Annotated in this window: 21 protein-coding genes and 1 tRNA gene; 9 read left to right on the top strand and 13 right to left on the bottom strand. The window is 45.9% G+C overall.

What is annotated here, in order from left to right; translation table 11 throughout:
• The first annotated feature begins 3 nt into the window (after positions 1-3).
• Complete coding sequence (locus BM257_RS04990) at positions 4-354, top strand: response regulator (RefSeq protein WP_092069100.1); 351 nt, start codon at positions 4-6, stop codon at positions 352-354.
• Here BM257_RS04990 and BM257_RS04995 read toward each other — a convergent pair.
• Positions 347-805: a nucleoside deaminase gene (locus tag BM257_RS04995; protein ID WP_092069102.1), complete on the bottom strand. Its 459-nt coding sequence runs from the start codon at positions 803-805 to the stop codon at positions 347-349. The two genes, BM257_RS04990 and BM257_RS04995, sit on opposite strands and share 8 nt — an antisense overlap.
• Positions 806-841: 36 nt before the next feature.
• Here BM257_RS04995 and BM257_RS05000 point away from each other — a divergent pair, with 36 nt between their 5' ends.
• Positions 842-1,579 carry a biotin--[acetyl-CoA-carboxylase] ligase gene (locus BM257_RS05000; protein ID WP_092069105.1) on the top strand — a complete coding sequence of 246 codons (738 nt, stop codon included), beginning with the start codon at positions 842-844 and terminating at the stop codon, positions 1,577-1,579.
• A 51-nt stretch (positions 1,580-1,630) separates the two neighbouring features.
• Positions 1,631-2,341 carry a UMP kinase gene (gene pyrH / locus BM257_RS05005; protein WP_092069108.1) on the top strand — a complete coding sequence of 237 codons (711 nt, stop codon included), beginning with the start codon at positions 1,631-1,633 and terminating at the stop codon, positions 2,339-2,341.
• A 142-nt stretch (positions 2,342-2,483) separates the two neighbouring features.
• Here the strand turns inward: pyrH and BM257_RS05010 are convergent, their stop codons facing one another.
• From BM257_RS05010 to BM257_RS05020, 3 genes are read right to left on the bottom strand one after another with little or no spacing between them, the layout of a single operon-like run.
• Positions 2,484-2,861 carry a DUF4834 family protein gene (locus tag BM257_RS05010; RefSeq protein WP_092069111.1) on the bottom strand — a complete coding sequence of 126 codons (378 nt, stop codon included), beginning with the start codon at positions 2,859-2,861 and terminating at the stop codon, positions 2,484-2,486.
• A gap of 19 nt (positions 2,862-2,880) precedes the next feature.
• Entirely contained in the window at positions 2,881-3,558 is a 678-nt protein-coding gene (gene pssA, locus BM257_RS05015) for a CDP-diacylglycerol--serine O-phosphatidyltransferase (RefSeq protein WP_092069114.1), read from the bottom strand.
• A 16-nt stretch (positions 3,559-3,574) separates the two neighbouring features.
• Positions 3,575-4,291 carry a phosphatidylserine decarboxylase family protein gene (locus BM257_RS05020; protein ID WP_092069117.1) on the bottom strand — a complete coding sequence of 239 codons (717 nt, stop codon included), beginning with the start codon at positions 4,289-4,291 and terminating at the stop codon, positions 3,575-3,577.
• Positions 4,292-4,431: 140 nt separating this feature from the next.
• Here BM257_RS05020 and dnaE point away from each other — a divergent pair, with 140 nt between their 5' ends.
• Together dnaE and trxA are read left to right on the top strand one after the other, a co-directional pair.
• Entirely contained in the window at positions 4,432-8,154 is a 3,723-nt protein-coding gene (gene dnaE, locus BM257_RS05025) for a DNA polymerase III subunit alpha (protein ID WP_092069120.1), read from the top strand.
• Positions 8,155-8,222: 68 nt separating this feature from the next.
• The gene (gene trxA, locus BM257_RS05030; protein ID WP_092069123.1) at positions 8,223-8,537 is read left to right on the top strand and encodes a thioredoxin; all 315 of its coding nucleotides are present in this window, start codon (positions 8,223-8,225) and stop codon (positions 8,535-8,537) included.
• A 35-nt stretch (positions 8,538-8,572) separates the two neighbouring features.
• On the opposite strand, the gene tsaE is transcribed toward trxA, so the two are convergent.
• The 3 genes from tsaE to BM257_RS05045 are packed head-to-tail and all read right to left on the bottom strand — an operon-like array spanning position 8,573 to position 12,086.
• Positions 8,573-9,016, bottom strand: a complete 444-nt coding sequence (tsaE, locus tag BM257_RS05035) for a tRNA (adenosine(37)-N6)-threonylcarbamoyltransferase complex ATPase subunit type 1 TsaE (protein WP_092069126.1) — start codon at positions 9,014-9,016, stop codon at positions 8,573-8,575.
• Between the two features lie 3 nt (positions 9,017-9,019).
• Positions 9,020-10,561, bottom strand: coding sequence for a T9SS response regulator signal transducer PorX (locus BM257_RS05040; RefSeq protein WP_092069129.1), 1,542 nt, complete (start codon positions 10,559-10,561; stop codon positions 9,020-9,022).
• 16 nt (positions 10,562-10,577) lie between these two features.
• The gene (locus BM257_RS05045; protein WP_143096753.1) at positions 10,578-12,086 is read right to left on the bottom strand and encodes a tetratricopeptide repeat protein; all 1,509 of its coding nucleotides are present in this window, start codon (positions 12,084-12,086) and stop codon (positions 10,578-10,580) included.
• Positions 12,087-12,432: 346 nt separating this feature from the next.
• On the opposite strand from BM257_RS05045, the gene BM257_RS05050 reads away from it, so the two are divergent.
• Together BM257_RS05050 and BM257_RS05055 are read left to right on the top strand one after the other, a co-directional pair.
• The gene (locus BM257_RS05050) at positions 12,433-12,975 is read left to right on the top strand and encodes a hypothetical protein (protein WP_143096754.1); all 543 of its coding nucleotides are present in this window, start codon (positions 12,433-12,435) and stop codon (positions 12,973-12,975) included.
• A gap of 466 nt (positions 12,976-13,441) precedes the next feature.
• Complete coding sequence (locus BM257_RS05055; RefSeq protein WP_092069137.1) at positions 13,442-13,681, top strand: hypothetical protein; 240 nt, start codon at positions 13,442-13,444, stop codon at positions 13,679-13,681.
• Between the two features lie 484 nt (positions 13,682-14,165).
• On the opposite strand, the gene BM257_RS05060 is transcribed toward BM257_RS05055, so the two are convergent.
• A complete protein-coding gene (locus tag BM257_RS05060; RefSeq protein WP_092069140.1) occupies positions 14,166-17,303 on the bottom strand; it encodes a type IX secretion system periplasmic lipoprotein PorW/SprE in 3,138 nt (1,045 codons plus the stop codon).
• Between the two features lie 9 nt (positions 17,304-17,312).
• Positions 17,313-18,572: a 3-phosphoshikimate 1-carboxyvinyltransferase gene (locus BM257_RS05065; RefSeq protein ID WP_092069143.1), complete on the bottom strand. Its 1,260-nt coding sequence runs from the start codon at positions 18,570-18,572 to the stop codon at positions 17,313-17,315.
• 153 nt (positions 18,573-18,725) lie between these two features.
• Here BM257_RS05065 and BM257_RS05070 point away from each other — a divergent pair.
• A tRNA-Pro gene (locus tag BM257_RS05070) sits at positions 18,726-18,798 on the top strand.
• A 139-nt stretch (positions 18,799-18,937) separates the two neighbouring features.
• A complete protein-coding gene (locus tag BM257_RS05075) occupies positions 18,938-20,128 on the top strand; it encodes a tyrosine-type recombinase/integrase (RefSeq protein WP_092069146.1) in 1,191 nt (396 codons plus the stop codon).
• Positions 20,129-20,347: 219 nt separating this feature from the next.
• Here the strand turns inward: BM257_RS05075 and BM257_RS05080 are convergent, their stop codons facing one another.
• From BM257_RS05080 to BM257_RS05095, 4 genes are all read right to left on the bottom strand, one after another.
• Positions 20,348-20,632, bottom strand: coding sequence for a hypothetical protein (locus BM257_RS05080; RefSeq protein ID WP_092069149.1), 285 nt, complete (start codon positions 20,630-20,632; stop codon positions 20,348-20,350).
• Positions 20,632-20,868, bottom strand: a complete 237-nt coding sequence (locus BM257_RS05085; protein ID WP_092069152.1) for a hypothetical protein — start codon at positions 20,866-20,868, stop codon at positions 20,632-20,634. Before BM257_RS05085 ends, BM257_RS05080 begins: the two co-directional genes overlap by 1 nt.
• Before the next feature lie 7 nt (positions 20,869-20,875).
• Positions 20,876-22,021: an RNA-directed DNA polymerase gene (locus tag BM257_RS05090; RefSeq protein ID WP_092069155.1), complete on the bottom strand. Its 1,146-nt coding sequence runs from the start codon at positions 22,019-22,021 to the stop codon at positions 20,876-20,878.
• Positions 22,022-22,301: 280 nt separating this feature from the next.
• Positions 22,302-22,739, bottom strand: coding sequence for a hypothetical protein (locus BM257_RS05095; RefSeq protein ID WP_092069158.1), 438 nt, complete (start codon positions 22,737-22,739; stop codon positions 22,302-22,304).
• Positions 22,740-22,788: the final 49 nt, after the last annotated feature.

Raw genomic sequence — 22,788 nt, forward strand, 5'->3', positions numbered from 1 at the left:
GTCATGAAACGTGTCTTAATAGCAGAAGATAATGACAGCAATTACCTGCTGATGACGTATATCCTGAAAAACCGTTACGAGTTCGATAGGGCTCGTAACGGTCAGGAAGTGGTGGATATGGTGGAGAGCTATGCTCCCGACCTCATCATCATGGACTTGAAGATGCCCGTTATTAACGGTATTGAGGTTTCTCGCCGAATCAGGAAGAATCATCCGGATATTCCTATCATTATCTTGACGGCAAGTGCTTTCGAAAGTGACAGGGAAGAGGCAGAGTCAATAGGATGTAACGAGTTCCTGACGAAACCCGTTAGCGGTCAGAAGTGCTTGGAAATCATCAATCGTCTTATCTGACTCGCTTATTACGAAAAAAATCCTGTATCAGTTGGCGGCATTCCTCTTCCAGAATGCCGGAAGTGACAATCGTCTTGGGATGAGGCGCATGCGGGGCATACTGATGGTAGCCCCGTTTCTCGTCTTCTGCCCCATAGACGATACGACTGATCTGTGACCATCCGAGGGCACCGGCACACATCGTACAAGGCTCTATGGTGACATAGAGGGTGCAGCTCGTGAGGTATTTCCCTCCTAATTCGTTGGCTGCAGCGGTGATTGCCTGCATCTCAGCATGTGCCGTAACATCGTGCAGGGTCTCTGTGAGGTTATGGGCTCTGGCAATGACACGGTCCTGACATACGATAACGGCACCAATGGGAATCTCACCTTCTTCCAATGCCTGTCGCGCCTCCGCAAGTGCTTTGCGCATATACTGCTCGTCTTTTTTTTGTTGTTCTTCTGCTGTCATGTTGCAAAGTTACGAAAAAAATTGTATATTTGCACCATGGAATGGAAAATCATACATATTGCTGAGACGGACTCTACCAACCGCTTGCTCACCTCACACGGGGACAGTCCCCTTGTGAGCGCCCCCCTCACAAAGGGACTGTCCCCGTGTGAGGTCGTTTGGGCTGATTACCAGACAGCAGGCAAGGGACAGGGTACCAACTCTTGGGAGTCAGAGCGAGGAAAGAACCTGTTATTCTCCATTCTTTATCATCCCCAGGATATTCCAGCCAATCGTCAGTTCCAGATCTCTATGGCTGTGTCGTTGGCAATAGCTGACGCCTTGGGGGAGCAGATTGGTGACGTGAGTATCAAATGGCCCAACGATATTTATTGGCGTAACGCAAAGATCGGTGGGATATTGATTGAGAACCGTTTGATGGGTCAGACGATCAAGGACAGCATCATCGGGGTGGGTATTAATGTCAACCAGCGCCAGTTCCATAGTGATGCGCCCAACCCTATCTCCCTATGGCAGATCCATGGGCATGAGACAGACAGGGAAACGCTGTTGAGGAGTATCCTCGACAGGTTCTCCTTATATATTAATAAGGATGTCAAGTCGCGATATGTCAATATGCTTTATCGTCGCAAGGGGTTCCATCCCTACTGCGACAAAGACGGAGCATTCATGGCGGAGTTCAAGGATGTGGAGGACGACGGGCATCTGGTGCTCAGCAAAGAGAACGGTCAGCAATGCCGCTATGCGTTTAAAGAGATTCAATTCGTCATCTGATGTCGTCATCCCGAAATATCGAAATATCGAAATATTAAAAAAAAAAGTATTATGGCAAGATTTAAGAGAATCCTCCTGAAGCTCTCTGGTGAGAGTTTGATGGGAAAACAGGGCTATGGCATCGACCCGGAGCGTTTGAGTGACTATGCCCGTCAGATCAAGGAAGTGAGTGAGATGGGTGTCCAGATTGGTATAGTCATCGGCGGTGGTAATATCTTCCGCGGACTAAGCGGCTCACAGAAGGGCTTCGACCGTGTGAAAGGCGACCAGATGGGAATGTGCGCCACAGTGATTAACTCCCTTGCCCTTAGTTCGGCATTAGGGGCTATTGGTGTGAAAAACAAGGTGATGACGGCTATCCGTATGGAGCCGATTGGTGAGTTCTATACCAAGTGGAAGGCTATCGAGGCGATGGAACAGGGTTATATCTGTATCTTCTCCGCTGGTACGGGTAATCCTTACTTCACGACAGATACGGGCTCTAGTCTGCGTGGTATCGAGATAGAGGCTGACGTGATGCTGAAAGGTACTCGTGTGGATGGTGTCTATACGGCTGACCCAGAGAAAGATCCCTCCGCTACCAAGTTCAATGAGATTACTTACAAGGAGGTGCTGGCACGTGGTTTGAAGGTGATGGACCTTACTGCTATCTGTATGTGTCAGGACAATAACCTGCCTATCTATGTGTTTAACATGGATATCGTGGGTAACTTGAAGAAGGTGATGGCGGGCGAGGATATCGGAACGCTGGTGCATCCCTAAGCCTAAGCACGGTGAAGAGCCGTTGTTCGTAAGTGTTTGAAGCATCCTAAACGGTTGTCGACTCCAGTCAACAGACTTGCTGACTCCAGTCGACAACATTGTTGACTCCAGTCGACAGGGTTGCTGACTCTAAGTCAGCAGCTTATTCCTCGCTGAATTCCACATACTCGCCTTCAGCTTCCTCGTAGATCTTCTTATTCTCCCGTCTCGTACGACGGTCGATAATGGTCTCACCAGTAGCAGTTCTGGTGTGTACCTCTATAGGCTCCTCCACAGTCTCTTTCTCCTGTTCGGCACGAGGCTTGGCTTCTCCCTTAGGAGTAGCCGTCTGTCCACTATAGTGATACTGGCGTTGCTGGCGTCCTGTCTCATCACGATAATTCTGCTCTTTCTCGTCAGCGGCTTTCTTCGCATCCAGCTTTGCCTTCTTGAGATAACGGATGATTTTCCCACCTGTCAGCAAGAGGATGAAGACAATGACAAAAAACGCGAAGACAAGGACTCCCATATTCTCCTTCATAGTATGTAGATTTTAGTTATTAGAGTCGTTTTGATGCCATGATCGACAAGATGATATACCATGCGATGATGGCGGCAAGTCCACTGATCTGTAAAAAGATGAGGAGTGGAATACAAGTGAGCAGGAAGATGTACTTGATATCATTACCCTTCCATCCCCAATGTTTGAACTTCAGGGCGAACATAGGTATCTCGCTGATTAGTAGATAACAGCTGATGAATGTTCCCAGCAAGATCAGGTATGGGGCATATGGTATGTTTGCGATCCATTCACCGCTTCCTGCGATGAGTGACCCCCAGAAGAGGGCATTGGCAGGGGTGGGCAGTCCGATGAACCCTAACGCCTGGCGCTCGTCCAGATTGAACTTGGCAAGACGTAGTGCGGAGAATGCCGCCATGATAAAAGCCAAAAAGGGAACATACGGCAAATGGATATGAGAAGAGCAAAGAAAACTGAACACGATGGCAGAGGGCGCAAAACCGAAGGTGATGCAATCGGCAAGGGAGTCGAGCTCTTTGCCAATGGGAGAGGATACTCCTAACAAACGAGCACTCATACCGTCGAAGAAGTCGAAGACGGCACCAATCACGATGAACAGCAATGCCATCTGGTAGTCAGACTGGAATGCCCAAAAGGTAGCGATGCACCCAGAGATGAGGTTGCAACAGGTAATCGTATTGGGGATATGCTTTTTCATGATGATCAACAATCGTTTATTTCAGTTTCGCGATAACAGTCTGGTCACCTGTCGTGGGCTGGTTCATGATGACACAGGGCTTCGCGTCAACAGGAAGGAACACGTCCACGCGGGAGCCGAGCTTGATAAACCCTAAATGCTCGTCGATATAACACTCTTCCTCGGGTTTGGCATAGGTGACGATGCGACGAGCCATAGCACCAGCGATCTGACGCACCAGGATGTCTTCTCCATTGGGTGTGGTGATCATGATGTCGGCATGCTCGTTCTCCTCACTCGCCTTGGGAAGCCAGGCCTTGTGGTAGTTGCCGTTGAAGTGCTTGACAAACTTCACCTTGCCGTCAACAGGGAACCAGTTGGCATGCACGTTAAGCGGACTCATGAAGATGGATATCATAAGACGCTTGTCGTGGAAATACTCATGCTCCTCTGTTTCTTCTATCACCACGATCTTTCCATCGGCAGGGGCTACGACGAGATTCTCCGTGTCTCCATTGAAATATCGTATAGGACAACGGTAGAAGTTCAGCGTCATCAGCCATGCAGCCACCAGAACGGCACAGACAAAAGGCATGACAATATGGCTGGTCATTGGACTGATGGCATATAGCAGATACCATAATCCTGTACATATAATAAGGATGGCAATGGCACTGTAAAACAGTTCGCTAGTGCCTTCGCGATGTATTCTGATTTTCTTAAGTCTCTTAATCTTCTGGATTCTTTCTCCCATGAGTAGTAATATGGTTTGTTTCCATTCAACATGCAAAGATACGAAATAATTCTTAATTCATAATTCATAATTGGATTTTTTTTTGGATATTTCATTTTTTCACAGTATCTTTGAACCTCAAAACTTGCAAGAATATCTTTATGGAAGACTTCATACATTTACACGTACATACTTATTACTCGATACTGGATGGTCAGTCGAGTATCAAGAAACTGGTGGACAAGGCGATTGGTAACGGCATGCGAGGCATGGCGATTACCGATCATGGTGACATGTTCGGTATCAAGGAGTTCCATGATTATGTAGGAGGTATCAACAAAGGGCGTAAGAAGGAGGGCTTGGAGCCTTTCAAACCCATCTTTGGCTGTGAGATGTATGTGTCTCGTAACGGTGCCAAGGAGTTGAGGCGTGGCAAGGAGGATATGAGTGGCTATCACCTGATCGTGCTTGCCAAGAACTATAAAGGCTATAAGAACTTGATCAAACTGGTCAGCAACTCCTGGGTGGACGGCTATTATATGCGACCTCGTACTGATCGTGCCGACTTGGAGAGATACCATGAGGGACTGATTGTCTGCTCTGCCTGTATCGCTGGTGAGGTGCCTCATAAGATTCTGAATGGTGATATCGCTGGAGCCCGTGAGGCGATAGAGTGGTATCATGGTCTCTTTGGTGATGACTATTATCTGGAACTCCAGCGTCATGAGGTGACGGACCCCAACATCCGTGCCAATCGTGAGACGTTCCCTTTGCAGCAGAAAGCCAATAAGGTGTTGATAGAACTGGCACGTGAGTATGGTATCAAACTCGTCTGTACGAATGATGCTCACTTTGTGGATCAGGAGAATGCGGAGGCACATGACCATCTGCTGTGCTTGTCGACTGGCAAGGACTTGGATGACCCGACGCGAATGTTGTACTCTAAACAGGAGTGGTTTAAGACAAAGGAAGAGATGAATGCGGTCTTCTCCGATGTTCCTGAGGCACTCTCTAACACACTGGAGATTCTCGATAAGGTAGAGATCTATAGTCTGGATCATGACCCGATCATGCCTTTCTTCCCCATTCCGGAGTCTTTCGGAACGGAGGAACAGTGGCGTCAGAAATTCACGGAGCAGCAGCTCTATGATGAGTTCACCAGTGATGAGAATGGGGAGAACCCCTTGTCACCAGAGGAGGGCGAGAAGAAAATCAAGAAGCTGGGTGGGTATGACAAGCTATATCGTATCAAGTTCGAGGCTGACTATCTGGCGAAACTCGCTTATGAGGGGGCTGCCAAGCGTTATCCTCAGCCTTTGTCAAAAGAGGTGGATGACCGTATCCGCTTTGAGTTGCATATCATGAAGACGATGGGTTTCCCTGGCTACTTCCTCATCGTACAGGACTTTATCAATTCTGCACGTGATGAGTTGGACGTGATGGTGGGACCTGGTCGTGGATCTGCCGCAGGCTCTGTAGTCGCTTATTGCTTGGGTATCACGAAGATAGACCCGCTGAAATACGACTTGCTGTTCGAGCGTTTCCTGAATCCTGACCGTATCTCGTTACCTGATATTGATACGGATTTCGATGATGACGGACGTGGCAAGGTGTTGAAATGGGTAGAGGATAAGTATGGTCATGAGAACTGTGCTCATATCATCACCTATGCTACGATGGCGACTAAGAACTCCATCAAGGATGTGGCACGTGTGGAGAAAGTACCTATTGCCGTATCAAATGATTTGTGTAAAGCTATTCCAGACCGTTTGCCTGATGTGGACGGTAAGACTCCGAAAATGAATCTTGTCAATGCCATCAAGGCTGTACCTAAACTTCGTGAAGCTGAGGCGTCACCTGATAAGGCTCTGAGCAATACCATCAAGTATGCCAAGATGCTGGAGGGCACAGTGCGGGGAACGGGTATCCATGCTTGTGGTTTTATCATCTGTCGTGATCCTATCAGCGACTGGGTACCTGTGTCTACTGCTGATGACCCGGATTTCAAAGACCAGAAGACGAACTGTACCCAATATGATGGTCATGTCATTGAGTCAACGGGATTGATCAAGATGGACTTCCTGGGTTTGAAGACTCTCTCGGAGTTGAAGGAGGCATGTGCCAATATCAAACTGCACAGAGGTATCGACATCGATCTCGACCATATTCCCATTGATGATCCTAAGACCTTTGAACTGTACCAGCAAGGACGCACGGTGGGTACTTTCCAGTTTGAGTCGAACGGTATGCAGAAGTACTTACGTGAGTTGAAGCCTACTGTCTTTGAGGATCTCATAGCGATGAATGCGCTTTATAGACCAGGACCAATGGGATATATACCGGATTTCATTGACCGTAAACATGGACGGAAGCCGATAACGTATGATATCCCTGTTATGGAGAAATACCTGAAGGATACTTATGGTATCACGGTCTATCAAGAGCAGGTGATGCTACTCTCTCGTCTGCTCGCTGACTTCACCCGTGGTGAGAGTGACGCCTTGCGTAAGGCGATGGGTAAGAAAAAGAAGGATATCGTCGATGCTATGAAACCTAAATTCATCGAGGGTGGAAAGAAAAATGGCCACGATCCTAAAATCCTTGAGAAGATATGGGCAGACTGGGAGGCTTTCGCCTCTTATGCCTTTAACAAGTCGCACGCCGCCTGTTATTCATGGGTAGCGTATCAGACGGCTTATCTGAAAGCGAACTATCCTGCGGAGTTCATGGCGGCAATTATGAGTCGTCGTCGTGACCAGATTACGGAGATCACCAAGCTGATGGATGAGTGTAAGGCAATGGGTATTGCCACGTTGGGTCCTGATGTCAATGAGTCATACCTGAAGTTCGGTGTGAATAAGAAAGGGGAGATCCGTTTCGGACTTGCCGCGATCAAGGGAATGGGTGACAATGTGGCACAAGCCATCATTGATGAGCGTGAGAAGAATGGTCCTTACAAGAGTATCTTCGATTTTGCCCAGCGTATCAATTTCTCTTGTGTCAACCGCAAGGCGTTTGAGAGTCTTGCCTTGAGTGGTGGCTTCGACAGCTTTGGTATTCCCCGTGAGAATTTCTTCGGGGAGAATAGTAAGGGTGAGGTGTTCCTCGATACCTTGGTGCGTTATGGACAGGTATACCAGATGGAGCAGCAGGAGATGCGTAACTCTTTGTTCGGTGGGGAAAATGAGGTGGATATCGCGACACCTCCCATCCCGGAAGCTCCACGCTGGAGTGATATCGAACGGTTGAACAAGGAACGTGACTATGTGGGAATCTATCTTTCTGCCCATCCGTTGGATGAATACAAGATTGTGCTTAATAATCTGTGTAACACTCGTTGTGCCGAGTTGGCAGACCGTTGTGCGGCGATGACTGATCGTGACGATGTCACAATGGGGGGTATTGTCACTAATGTACAGACACGTATCGGAAAGAACAACAAGCCATGGGGTATTATCACGTTGGAGGATTTTGAGGGCTCAGGGGAACTGATGCTCTTTGGAGATGACTGGCTGAACCTCAACGGTAAGTTCCTTCTTGGTGCAGCTGTCTATGTCACGGGTAAGATGGCTCCCCGCTTCCAGTTTAGTGATCAGAAAGAGTTGAAGGTGTCAAATGTGGAACTGTTGCAGTCTGTCAAAGAGAAAGCAATAGACCGTATCACTATTATGATGACCACGGATTTGCTGGACGATCAGATCGTTATGGATTTGGGAGAACTGATCAACTCCAACCCGGGGAGGACCAAACTGTATTTCCAGATGGCGGACAGTACAGGTAAGAATCATGTGCTGATGAGGAGCACATCTAAGTTCGTGGATGTCAAGAGTGTCCTTGTGAACTTCATCGAGCAGACACCGGCACTGGACTATAAGATAAACTAGTATTCATGGCATGCTTTTTGCAGTAGATATTCTATACATTATTAATATTATATTAAAGCAATCAGACTATGGAAGTAACAATCACAGCTGAGAATTTTGAGAACCTGAAGAATGGCAATCAGCCATTAGTAGTTGATTTCTGGGCAACTTGGTGTGGTCCCTGCCGTATGGTAGGTCCTGTCATCTCCGAGTTGGCGGAGGAGTACGACGGCCGTATTACCGTTGGTAAATGTGACGTAGAGGAGAATGAGGATCTTGCCTTGGAGTTTGGAGTCCGTAACATCCCGACAATCGTGTTTATCAAGGGTGGTCAGGTCGTTGATAAGATAGTCGGTGCTCAACCTAAAGCGAAGATCCAGGAGAAATTTGAGTCTCTGTTGTAAGAGAAAAGGCGAGGAACCCACCTCGCCTTTTTATTTTACCAAGATACCAACCGGCTCCCGTCTGCTTGTTCTTCTATAGTGACGCAAACAGCATCATCGGGTAGGATATCTTCTATCAGCTCTGGCCATTCTATCAGACATAATGCTCCGCTATAGAAATACTCCTCATAGCCCATATCATAAACTTCCTCCAGTTTTTTGATACGATAGAAGTCAAAGTGGTAAATAGGCCCTCCAAAATCCTCCCTGTTGAGGGAGGACTTTTTATGATTGGAAATCCCATACTCATTGACGATGGAAAAGGTTGGACTGGTTATCACGTCCTCACTCCCCAGTTCTTCGCAGATAGCCTTCACAAAGGTCGTCTTCCCAGCTCCCATTTTACCATAGAAAGCGAAGACACGTGCCTCTCCGATATGATTGATAAACTCGCGAGCAGCCTCTCGGATGGTGTCTAAACTGTTTATTCTGATTTCCATAGATTATCTGTTTTTTCCTTTTAGTGTGATGAATGGTATGATCATCTCCTCCATCGATATACCTCCGTGCTGGAAGGTGTTCCGGTAGTAGGTGACGTAATAATTGTAATTGTTGGGATAGGCGAAGAACTTGTCACCCGTGGCAAAGACATAACTTGTAGAGATATTCGGAGAAGGCAGGAAAGCCTTTTGTGGATCCTTGATGACGAAAAGGTCTTTGTCGTCATAGGAAAGATTCTTTCCGAGCTTGTAGCGCAGATTGGTATTGGTATTGCGGTCTCCGATAATCTTAACGGGAGAATTAGTACGGATAGAACCGTGATCTGTCGTGATAATGACCTGATAGTCGGTTTGCGCCAGTTGTCGCAACAGTTGTGACATGATGGAGTGACGGAACCACGACACGGTCAGTGATCGGTAGGCGGCTTCATCGTGTGCTAGTTCACGTACCATCTTGGACTCCGTACGGGCATGTGACAACATGTCGATAAAGTTGACGACCAGCACGTTGAGGTCGTTCTTCTCCAAAGAGGGAAACAGGTTCATATAGCGTTCCGCATCATCCGTCGTGTTGATCTTATGATAGGAGAACGTGTCGTGTCGTCTGTATCGGTCTATCTGTGTCTGGATAAGGGGTGCTTCATTGAGGTTCTTACCCTCTTCCTCATCCTCATCCACCCAGAGGTCAGGAAACATGCGCGCTATCTGGTCTGGCATCAGACCGGAGAAGATAGCGTTTCGTGCATATTGTGTTGCCGTAGGCAGGATACTGCAATAGAGTTGCTCGTCAATTTCAAAGTCTGAGAGTTCTGTTTCTATGGTCTTCCATTGGTCGTAACGGAAATTATCGAGGACGATGAAGAAGACTTTCTTTCCTGTGGAGAGGGTGGGGAATACTTTCAGTTTAAAGACATCGGGACTCATCATCATCTCCCGCTGTCCCAGCCAACTCATATAGTTCTTCTTCACAAACTTGGCAAAGCCGATGTTCGCTTCTTCTTTCTGCATCCGCAACATATCCGCCATAGCAGAGTCGGTGGCAGAGAGTTGCAGTTCCCAACGTACCAGTTGTCGATACATTTCCGTCCAATCGTCCCATGTCCTACAGTCCATCATCTGCATACTCATCTGTTGGAACTGCTGTTGGTATGCTGTCTGGGTCACCTCTGCCACTATTTCCCTTCTATGGATAAACTTCTTGAGTGTGAGTAATATCTGATTGGGATTGACAGGTTTGATGAGGTAGTCAGCGATATTCTGTCCTACTGCTTGGTTCATGATGTCCTCCTCTTCACTCTTGGTTACCATCACGATGGGAACGGTAGGTTGGATTTCCTTGATTCGTTGAAGGGTCTCCAATCCTGTTAAGCCCGGCATCATCTCATCGAGCAAGACCAAGTCAAAAGTGTGTTGGCGACATTCCTCAATAGCATCTGTTCCATTGGTGACAGTGACGACCTCATAGCCTTTCTTCTCCAAGAAAAGAAGGTGTGGACGGAGCAGCTCCATCTCGTCGTCAGCCCAAAGTAATAGTCCGTTTGTCATAACTTATTATTTTTTATTAAGAGGTGATAATCTGTGCTTTATTAATTCGTGAGCGGTAAGAGCGTATCGTGTTCTGGCTGATAGCCATTATGTGCTGCAGTTCTTCATCAGTCTTCCCTAAGTGTTCCATTAGTGCAAAGAATATGTACTTGGAAGATAAATGGCGGTAGTCTTGTTCCATGTGAGTGACAAAGGGAGCGTCCACAGTCCTGTAATATTCTATGCAGTCATCGAAGTCGCTGCGACTCCATCGTAGGGTGGTACCCCCTTGCTCAATCTCCTCGTAGCGTTCTTTCCCATTCTGTAACAAAGCTCCCTGTCTCGCTTGCAGCTCTGCTATTTTCTGATGCAGCCTCTCTACCTCTTTGCTGTCTGGTTTTCCTTCTTGCTCCAACACTTTAAGTTGGTGACGATATCCTTCAAGATGCCGTATTGTCTCTGCGAGCTTTTTCTTTCCTTTTGTGTTGCGATAGAGAAGGTAAACAGAAATAGCAGTAGCTATCGACAAGAGTATGCAGATAGCAGAGACGACAACATAGAAAAGATGTTTCTCTGATTTCCGTTTCTGCTCTTGCTCAAACTGTTCCTGTAGTCCCCGGATATCCTCGTCTTTCTCTTTCTGGGCAATACTGTCTTTCAGTTCGGCAATTTGCATTGCCGTCTCACTTGCTTCTTTATAAGCTCCTTCCTCCCGTTGACTATTGTAAAATGCCTGAAGTATTTCCGTCTTCAGATATAGGTTGTCTGTCTGTAGAGCCTTGTGCCACATCTCAACAGCCTTGTCCCGTTCTCCTTTTTTATAATAGATACGGGCAAGACCTCTGTAAGCAAATTCATTAGGTTTGATTTCCACAGACTTGTTAAGATAATCTTCTGCTAGTTTTATGTCTTTGTCGATGAAAGCATTGCCAATGTTTGCGTAAAAAGGGGAACGATTACTTTCTGGTATGTCATTGAGTTGGTAAATACATCTTTGTAGATAATAATTGGAAGAATCTTTATTATCTATATCAGCGTAAATATTATAAATCCCCATCAATGCATATGCCATATTGTGTTTACTATTCATTTGGTAGGAAGCCTTAAGTGATAGTTTACAATATTTGAGGGCTAAATCATATTCTTTTGCCTTATAATTTATGTTACCTAAGTTATAATATATGTAGTTTGCTAATTCAGGATTGTTTGGCAAATGCTTAATTAATAATTCTGCCTCTTTAAGTGATGTTGATGCATTCTTTAAATCACCTATGTTAGTTAATATTTGGGCTTTATAGCCATAAGCACATACCAATTTACTATAGTTATGATAATGCTTGTAATAATTAATAGGTATTTCTAAAGGGTCTGCTGACTTAATCCTTTTTTGGAGTCTAATCTCTGATCTTATTTTAAGAAACCAATAATAGGCGAGGCATTCCTCGTTGTCAATCATTTCTGGCTCTATTTTATTAATAAGTTCTAATGCTTTTGTGTCCCCTTCTTTGTTAGCAATGCTGTCTATTTCTACTAATTGCTGTATCATGCTGTCTTGTTGACAGCAGGTGGTTATAAAGCAAAATAGTGCAGTTAAAAGATATATCGTTATTCTCATTGCTTACATATTTAGTGCAAAAGTACGACTTTTTTGTTTAAAGATGGCATTTTTTGCAGTTTTTAGCGTTGAAAGTGTTGCAAAATAGTGTATTTCAAATGCGTTGCATTTAATGCAACACGCTGATTCGTAATCTGTTATTATCGATTCTTGCTTGCAACATCAAGGACGTTTTGCAACGCTAAATGTTTGGAATCTCTGTCCTCCGTTCTTAATTTTGCACTCGGAAATCAAAATCTAAGTAATCAAATAAACAAGTAAACTAAAAGAAAAAGAGATGAAAAAAATAGCCATCATATCATTAATGACCATACTATCTTCTGTGGCTTGTCACGCTGGTGATGAAGTTTGTACATCTGGTGCATGTGGACAAGGAAGCCCAGGTTCTGTAAGGTTGAACTTAGAAGTGAATGCACTCACGGCTTTTCGTAATAAGGGGATGACGATGCATGGTTATAACTTTGACGCTGCCATCAGTATTTATAGAAATATCTATGCATTGGGAAGTTTCGAGATGTTGTCTTATCATGCAAATAAAAGTAAAACTTACTTTAATAGTACAGGCTTATCCGGAGGCTTGGTCTATAACATCATAGATAGGGATAATACCACGATTCCTTTAAAAGTAAAAATGGGAGGAACTTTGGGTAATCCGGACTGGAAATACACATTCTATGACCTCTCTCTTGCCCTTAACCAAAGACTTGGAAAGTCAAATTTTGCAGGTGTTGTCGGAATTGGCTATAGATATGAATACTCACGAGTTGAAGCAATGTCAAGTCACGGGTTCGTTTATGTTTTTTTCGGAATTAAGATATAACCCTTGTAAGGGCAAATATTCTGAGCATGATAGCATACCATCTGTATACTCTTCATCCATATCCTGTCTGAAGAAGGCGGCACCTTCCGACTTTTTCCCAGCATGGGAATCTATCATTCCCACTGGATGTGGCTCAAATGCCCTTGTACAAAGGGATTGAGAATAGTTGGAGGTTGACTCAACCTCCAACTATTCTCTCACTAACCTCCAACTAACCCCTCCCTACATGAAATTTTTAAAACCCTTGCAATCGTTGCCGCCTTGCAAAACTGTTTAATAATCAGGTGATTACAGGTGACAAGGACGAAAAATCGTTGCCGCTAGTTGCCGCTAAATGCCGTTCCCTTTTGACGCCACTATCTCCTATGAAAGTAAATTTTAGTGAATTTACTCACCAAATTCAGTGAATTTACTGAGATAGGAGGCATCGGAATAAAAAGCTAATCCCCTGTGTCTATCTCGCAGGATGAATGTTGAACTTTTCGCCCTATTGTTTGGAGTTGTAAACATAGAAAACGTTAATCGTAAAGCTCCCTATTCTGTTGTTCAAATAGAAGGATTTCCCCATTTGTACTATTTCCATACAGACTATGGAGTAGACTATGAGATAAGTATCAAGGCTAGTGATATTGTAAGGAAGGACAACCCTAAGTTGAGGATGGCAATTGATGAGTTTGAAGAGACTGTGAGGTTCTTATTTGAATAATAAATCAAATAAACAAGTAAACTAAAAGAAAAAGAGATGAATAAAATAGCCATCCATCTGTATTCACCTTACTCCCACGGAGGTGCCACCTTCCTGTTTGTTCCATAGGGTGGAACACTTTGTTCCATGGGGTGGAATAACTTGTTCCATAGGGTGGAACAAGTTATCCCCTTAGTTCGGATAAAAGATCCCTATGCCTGGGATGGTTGATCCCAATGCTTGGAATAATCGATCGGAGTGCCTTCTCTCTCCCAAAAACAATCATCAGTATGGGGGTACAACCACGTTTTTTTACTCCATTTTAGGGGCAAAAACGGTATTTAGCGGCAACTAGCGGCAACGATTTTTCGTCCTTGTCACCTGCAATCGCTTGACAATCAAATACTTTTGCAAGGCGGCAACGGTGACAAGGGTTTGAAAAATTACGTGTAGGGAGAACGACGGGTAAATCTTCCCCTATTATGGTGTACTTTTTCCCTAAAAACTATCTGAAGAAATCGTCAGGGAAGTCGACAGGCTCTACGTTCTGTGGAGGTGCGTCTGAGTTGAAGAGGTCGTCATCGTCATTCTGTTGTTGCTGAGGCGGTGCGTCCTCTTCGTCAGGTTCCTCCACAATGGTGTCAGGTTGTAGGAGCAATTGTTGCTTGGTGACCTCCACGGGAGCCAGTTCTTCATGGAAGAAGATGTCGTAGTCGTCGTAACTGAAGACCGTACCCAGCAACGGCAGGTTCTGGTCGCTGATGATAATTTGCCTACATCCGGCAAGCCGTTGCTTCATCTGTAAGTTGGCGAAGAGCTGGTGGGCATACTGCAGTGCCTCGTCATAGCTGCGGAAACCGCTTACCATCATACGGCTGATAGGTCCGTCGGTATCGATATTGATATCGAAGTTACGGACGAGGTAACTGGTGAAGTTGTATTTCGCGATATCATACAACAGCTGATTCTGGTTGACACTGTCGGGTGAGTAGGCGAGGATAAAGGTATAGCGGGTATCGCGCTGAGTACTGAGCGTGTCGATCGCAGAGGTGTCATTGGGATTCTCCAGGTTCTGACGCTGTCGCCAGATATCCGCGGCTGTCATCCTGTTGCCTTGTAGCCTCCTTCCTTGTTGTACACCCTTCACGATCTGTCCTGCCATCTCGCTGACCTCACTTTGTGGATATTGCTCTACGATCTGGCGCATCCGTGCCACACAGCTGTCCGCATGGTTGTTGTTGAGCAGGCTCAGTCCCTCAATAAACAGGAACTTGGCGCGGTTCTCTCCGTTAGGGAATCGTTCTGCCGACAGTCTCACATTCGTCTCCACCTCTTTATATCGTTCCTCACGGAAGGCATTATAAGTGGCAGCATAGAGCGAGTCCTCGATATGTTGTCCGAAACGTTGGTTCTCTGCATAATAAGGATCGGAGAGTAGGATGGTCCATTGGCTTTCCGCATGTCGCTGCTTCATCTGTTCGAGTGCCATATCCGCCTCCGCCCATCTTCCTTGACGGGCATAGATAAGGTAGAGATGATACCATGCCTCGTCGTTATGCTCGTAATCAGGATATTGGTTGACGAGTCGGTAGAGCATCTTGTGACTGAGAGTCAGGTTGTCGAGTTTGTCTTTGAGGATGATACCTGCCTTTAGCAATGATTCCATGATGATGGCATCGCTGGCGGCTTTCTGTTCCTCTGTGAATGGTATTTGTGCCAGGTAGTACTCACGGGTATGAGGGTCAGAGGAGATACTGTCGGGGGTGGTGGCGAGAGAGTCAGAGATCTCTGGACTCTCCACATTCTCCAGACTATCCGGAACCTCAGGATTCTCTGTATCTCCTGCGTCTAGCTTGAGAACGGTGAGGTTGGAGCGCTGCCAGTTATCGGCATTGGGGCGCTTTCCCCATTGCTGCTCGAAGCGTTGCTTTCCCTGACCAACAACCTGAGGGTTATAGAAATACCAGAGATTGCTCTGTGGGGTAGTCGGAGTGACGGGGCGGTTAGTGGTTTGTGGCTGAGGCATGTTATCTCCCCCGTTCTGTATCTGTTGCTGTTCCGCCTCCATTTCCTGTTGCCTGCGCTTCTCCTCTTTTTCTTTCTTAATAAGAGCCTCTATGACACGGTCAATGGCTTTGTTACGTTCTGCCTCGGGCATGTTCGCCAATACCTGGAGGGAGTCCTGTAGATGAATGGCATCTGTATAGGGTACCAGTTCGTCAAGCACCTTCGATCGCTGTGCCAGCTCTTTATAACCCGGGCGGTCTTGGTCTAGAAGACCGATAGCCTCCCCATAGCACCTCCGTGCGTCACTGTATTTCTCTTGTTGCCAGTAAAGGTTTCCTAATTGCCACAGCAGCACACCTTTCTCCGTACCACTTCGTGTCGCCTCTTTGTTACCTTTCTCATAGGCGGCAATGGCTTGGAGGGTATCATGTTGTGCCAAATAGACATTACCAATGGCATAGTATACTTGGTCGAGATAGTCTTTGTTGTTGTCTGAGGCAGCCATGCGGCGTAGTTTCTTAATGGTGTTCTTGGCATCTGTGGCTGCCATCACCTCACTCTGGGCGATACGTGCATTGAACTCCAGTTCATAGGGTGGACTGAGACGGATGACATGACGGTAGGCATCATATGCCTCCTGACGGTGTCCTTGCAACGACTCTATCTGTCCCATCAGGAACCACATACGGGCACGCTGTTTCCTGCGTCGTTCATGTTTGATGGCTTTGCGGAGGAAAGTGACTGCTTCCGGCCAGTGCTCACTACGGATATGGTAGTCGGCAAGGGTATAGTCCCAGTCTGCCGCAGCCCGACTGGGGATGGAGTCACGACGTTGTTTGGTAATCAGGTCCTCTGCCTCATAGAGCCAGTCCATCTCCGCATAGCATTTTGCCTGCCACGCTCTGGCACGTGCCAGGATGACAGGCTGTGTCTGATACAGTCGTGCCATATAGCCGAAGGTAGCAGATGCCTCCTCAAACTCACCTTTCTGGAACTGTGACTTGCCCAGCAACAGCCAGGCACGCCAGAGGAAGGGGTTGTATTCCCGGCGGTTCAGCCACTCAATGTCTTTCTGGGTCTTCCTTCGTGACTTTTTCCATACAGGACGTGCCTTGATGGTATGTCGGCGGATGGCTTTTTCTGACTTCTCGATGGCACGGTCAAACTGTCCACTGCCAAGTGCCTTGCTGTTTTTGTTGGCAACCGTATATAGTGGAATCAACTGTGTATGATCGTCTTTGTTACCGTTCTCCTTCTCCAGACTGCCCTCGATGAATGCTTGAGAACCATTAAAGTAGGTGTTATAGCGGGCATTGAATGAATGCCACCATCGGGTACTTGCTGTGTTTTTCTTAGTAGAGCAGCTGGTCATGAGGAAGGAGGAGAGAGGTAAGAGGAGAGAGAACACCAATATCACACCCAAGACACTGTGGCGGCTTTCGTTACATTCTCCTTTCTCTTCTTTCCTCTCACCTTTTTTCACAAGGTCGGCGAGCTTGCACTCTGCCCTGCTGCTGCATGAACTACAGTCGCCTTCACTCTTAACGACAGGCTCATCTTTGTCACCCCATGAGAGAAGGGCGGCAATCACACCGAGTGCTATAATGGAACCTATGATGATGAGGGCAAACGTCATAAAAATGCTTTACTCTGAACTCTCTACTTTAAACTGTGCATTGCACAGGTCTTCCCAGTAGTTGGGATAGGACTTGCTGACCACTTGTGGATGATTGATGAGAATGTTCCCAATACTACAGGCACAGGGGGCAAAAGCTAAAGCCATACGGTGGTCCTCATAGGTGTCGATGCCTTTCTGCAGGTCAGGCTCACAACGCTCTCCGTCCCATATAAGCTCACTGTCATTGACATCCTTGATGACATACCCTAGTTTGCGCATCTCTTTCTTAAGTGCCTCAATACGATCGGTCTCCTTGATTTTAAGAGTTGAAAGTCCACGGAAATGGAAAGGCACATTCAGCAATGCACAGGTTACGACAAATGTCTGGGTAAGGTCAGGAGCATTGACGAAATCATATTCCAAGCGGGGTACGCAGTGTCCTGACTGCCGGAGGGTGATAGTGGTAGGCACCCCTTGTTGCTTGGTCTTGAATAGTGTCTTCACTCCCAACAGGCTGAAGATATAACGCAGGGAAGAGTCACCTTGCTTAGACCCGTCCATCAGGCCTTCCAGACGAACTGTGGATTCTTTGTCTTTCGATAGAGCCATCATCTCGTACCAGTAGGAAGCGCCGCTCCAGTCGTTCTCGATATAGTAAGGACGCTCCTGATAGGGCTTCGGATGTACCTCGATGGTTTCAAAATCACTCCATTCCGCATCAGCCCCGTATTCCCGCATCGTCCATAATGTCAGGTCGATGTAGGGACGTGAGATGATGTCGCCTATGAGACGTAGTGTTAGTCCTTTGTCAAGGACGGGACCAATCATCAGTAAAGCGGAGATATATTGTGAACTGATATGACCAGGGACCTCCAGAAGACCACCTTCCAGTCGCTTACCACGAATGCGGAGTGGGGGGAACCCTTTTTCACCTACATACTCGATATCGGCACCAAGGAAACGCAACGCATCTACCAAGATACCAATTGGACGATGCTTCATCCGCTCTGTACCAGTCAGTATATGTTCCTCTCCATCTCTTACAGCGAGACAGGCGGTCATGAAACGCATGGCTGTGCCCGCGGCTTTGATGTTGATTTCATAAGGATTGTCTTTCAAAGCTGTCACAATCACTTCGGTGTCGTCACAGTTGGAAAGGTTGTCTGGCAGGATGCTGCCTCCCGACAGAGCATGGATAATCAATGCTCTATTGGAGATACTCTTTGATGCAGGTAGTTTAGCGGTGTGCTGGAGATGGCTGGGTGCCGTAATTGAATATTGTGTCATTCTTGCGTACCTATTTTATAATCATTATATTTAACGACACAAAGGTACTTCAAATTGCCTGAATAAGTAAAAAAAGTCAGTTAAAAATTTGCAAATACAGAAATAAAGCAGTACCTTTGCACACGATTTCGAAAGAGATCACTTCAAAAGGATCGGGATTTAGCGCAGTTGGTAGCGCACACGTCTGGGGGGCGCGAGGTCGCTGGTTCGAGTCCAGTAATCCCGACTAAGAACAACTTAACCGCCTTTAAACAGGGCGGTTTTGTGTTTGTCGGAGGACTGACAGTCGGCGAAAAATCGGTGAAAACCGAAAATTGACAAATAACTTTATTCATTTAACACAGTCATGCATGAAAAATTAATGTATGGCTAAAAAAAATTATGTCAAAACATCGCGCGAGAGCGCAATTGATGAGATTGTAGGCTGGAAGCAGCCAGTGTTTCACCAGAAATCAGAGTGTTACGTGTCTCTGGTCGCCTTTGATCCGTCCAGGGGTGAATTCAGAACCAAGAAATTCATGCTGGGTCATGTAAAGGGGAAGCGAGATCAACGTAAGTACGGAGAAGATCTTATCAGAAGGCTGACAGAGAAACTTATGCGAGGGTGGAACCCATGGGTTGAGGAGATGAGACCGACAGAATACTCCTCATTCCTCGAAGTATGTGACAAGTATAGGGATTACCTTATGAAACTCTTGAGGGAGGATAACCTTCGCGCTGAGACTTACGCATCATATACCAGTCGCCTGAGGATGCTATTGGAATGGAGGGAGGAAAAGAACGTGAACGTCTTTTACACCTATCAGTTCGACAGATACGTGATATCCGACTTCCTGGATTACGTCTTGGTCGAGAGGAACGACACAATACGTACCCGAAACAACTATCTAACATGGATCAAGTCTTTTTGCCACTATCTAACGGAAAGGGGGTATGTCCCGAGAGACCCGTCGGAGAGTTTTGCGGGTATAAAGATCCGAGGAGGTCGAAAGGATCGGTCTGTGATTCCTGACGGAGTTCTGGCGGCTTTGCGGGATTATCTTTTGAAGAAAAACAAACATTACCTGCTCGCATGCTACATACTCCATTACATGTTCGTTCGTCCGCACGAGATGAGTTACATACGAATTGGGGACATATCTGTCAAGAGAAAAACCCTCGAGCTTCACGGAAACAGTACAAAGAACAGGTGCGATGCGACGGTAACGATTCCTGATCATGTAATGAGACTGATGATAGAAAACGAGATCTTCAGACATCCTGGGAACTACTACCTTTTTAGTGACGACTTTGTCCCAGGAGAAAAATACAGGAGCGAGAAGGCGTTCAGAGACTACTGGAGCTCACGGATCAGGAAGGACCTTGGGCTTCCTCCTCAGTACAAGTTCTACTCTCTGAAAGATACAGGAATAACCAACATGCTGAAGGCTAATACAGATATCTTGTCTGTAAGGGATCAAGCGAGACACTCTTCCATCCTTATCACGGACATATATACACCAAAAGATATTCAGGAAGCCAATGACCTTCTCGTTAATTACCATGGAGTGCTCTAAATTCTCATCCTACCGTCCTACAATCCTACAAAACTGATATATATATATATTTGACAACTTGTGGCAAAGCCATCAAAGCGACGGCTGCCACACCGACTGCAATGAGATATGTGTGATTGTATCAGGCATACCCGATACCTCCGATTGTGCATAAGATATACAGGCATATCAGAGCAAAATAAATGAATCCTTTGTACTTTTCCATAATTGTGTTTGTGTTTATATTGTTAACAATAATGAGAATATAGTGCCACGCACAAGACCGCAGATGTCTGCCGCCCAGTCACGCTCGTCAGCACCCTTGTACTTCCATTCGTCATAGATTTCCTTCGCCACACCTGCGATGAAGCCAGCGAAGAAAGCACATGCGATTATCTTATACCACTCCTTGCTGACTATCAGCCTGCATACACAGGCGGCAAGCAAGGAGATTGTAAACACCAAGTCATCGTGCAATATCTTGTCCTTGCCTAATCCTGCGAACCAATCTAAAATCCTCTTCATTAGTCCAGTTTCTTCAATTCTTTCTGAATCTCGTTGATACGGTCACGTACTGCCTGTCGTTCGGCTGCAAGTTCCTCCATGTCGTAGGGGTCTTCCTTGCCTAACATGCGTGCCTCGTACACCTTAATTACTTTCCAATCTCCGATTGGTGACGTGTTAGCACTCAATCCGCTCATTAGCGATGCTAACTCTGCATTCAAAGCATTACGCTTGTCAAAGTTCTTGTCTTCGTTCATAATCTTACTATTTTAATGTTAAACAATATTCTAAATCTTCCGTCTCTGCCTCATGGTTAATCGCTTTTACCATTCGCTTGCGACTCGGTTTCTCTCTTTTCTGACGAACAGGGAAAAGGCTTTGATACAGAGCATCCATACTTGTAACGATATCGCGACAAGCGTTATGTTCTCGTATTAATGAGCCTCTCCACGACTGATAGCAGTTAAAGATGTCGTTTCTTGTCATCTGCCCCTTGTCATACATACGACGGAATGCTTTTAGTCTGCGACGCTCACGGACTATCTTGCTACGTGACGGGCGTTTCAGAATCTTTCCCGTCTTGGTTATCGTGTATCTGACCTGTAGGAAAGTGAATCCATGACTGAGTTTTACTATATGTGTCTTTTTGCTGTTTATACTCAGATGTATATCCTTTGCTTTCCCTTTAATATCATCTAACAATTCCGCCAATTCTTCCTTTGTTGTAGCAAGACTAAAGAAATCATCCATATAGTGTCCGTAGAACTTTACACCACGGACTACTTTAATGTATATATCTATCGGGTTCATGTAATACACTGCGAAGATTTGCGGTGCTTCACTGCCAAGGTTCAGTCCATAATCGCTGTGCGAACTGGTGTCAATCATATAGTGCACTAAATCTATTACCTCCTGCGGTTCGTTGACCAGTCTCGGAGCAATTATTTGTTTTAAAGTTTCATGGCTGATGCTCTCGAAGTATTTAGCGATGTCGCCAAGCAGGATATATCCGTCTGTTCCGTTCTTTCTGATGAAGCGACGTAGCATTATCTCGAAACGCTTACGGGCGAATGCTGTACCACGTTGTTTCAGTGATGCGTAGTTATCGTAAATAAGATAAGGTCGTAATGACGGAGTGAGCACACTCTTCATCATCGACTTCTGTAAGTCTCTGTCTCTTACGACTGGAGCTTCGATATTACGGATATGCCCACGCTCGTTAATAGTGAAGTCTATTGTAGGAGACACTTTGTATCGGTGATGCAGTACATCGTCTTGCAACTGTATGTTTCTCGTAAGCATATCAGCAAAATAACGCTGGGTGGATTCCTTCCAGCGGCTCTGTTTCGTGCACTCAACGGTGCATTCATTCAGCTTATCCAGTTCTACCAGTTGTTCGAGTGTTGCCATATTTTACTTTAAAAGTGGCAGGGTGCTGATAGCTACATCTGACGTATCAGGCAGCGTCACCCTGCTTATTTACTGCCAAAGGGCAGAAGGTCTGACTCTCCTTATCCTCTTAGCTGGCTTTTTGTTTTGACATTTGTATGTCGTTAGCCATTGGGAGCGCAGAGGGATAATCGCAGCGACATGATTGGCATTCGAAGCAGTGTTATTGTTCGCGTTACCGTTGTTGTTCGCATTAGCGGCATTGGAAGCGGAAACCACCTTCAGAGTCATACCTGTATCTTTATTGTACTAATTTCGTTTTCAGTTTGTTGTCACTTTTTCGCCACGCTTTAAGGCTGTTTATCATGCGCATAATGTTCTGAATGTCGAGTGTGTATTTATTGTCGGGAATCCTGAGACGCATCATGATTCGCTGCATATTGGTCAGAATGGCGTAACAAGTTCCGATAGCCTTCCCTTGCGCTACACGTCGCTCTTCCCACTCAGCGATACACTGCGGATATATTGAGTTGGCTATCTTGATATAGAACACCAGTTTATCCGTTAAATCTTCCAACGCCCTGCTTCTCATGTCAAGAAACATCTTATTCTTGATGGCAAGCATTCCCTCAGCGTAAAAATCGTGCTCAACGAGATTATCAATTCCATCTACAAGTTGAAAAAGAATCATCTCGAACTCAATACCACTTTTGTTTCTCTTTGATTTTACAACACTCATATTATTGTTACATTATACACTTGATACGCAGCCCCACGAGGGGGCTGCA

Origin of the sequence: Prevotella sp. tf2-5 (assembly GCF_900115435.1) — a bacterium.
GTDB lineage: Bacteria > Bacteroidota > Bacteroidia > Bacteroidales > Bacteroidaceae > Prevotella.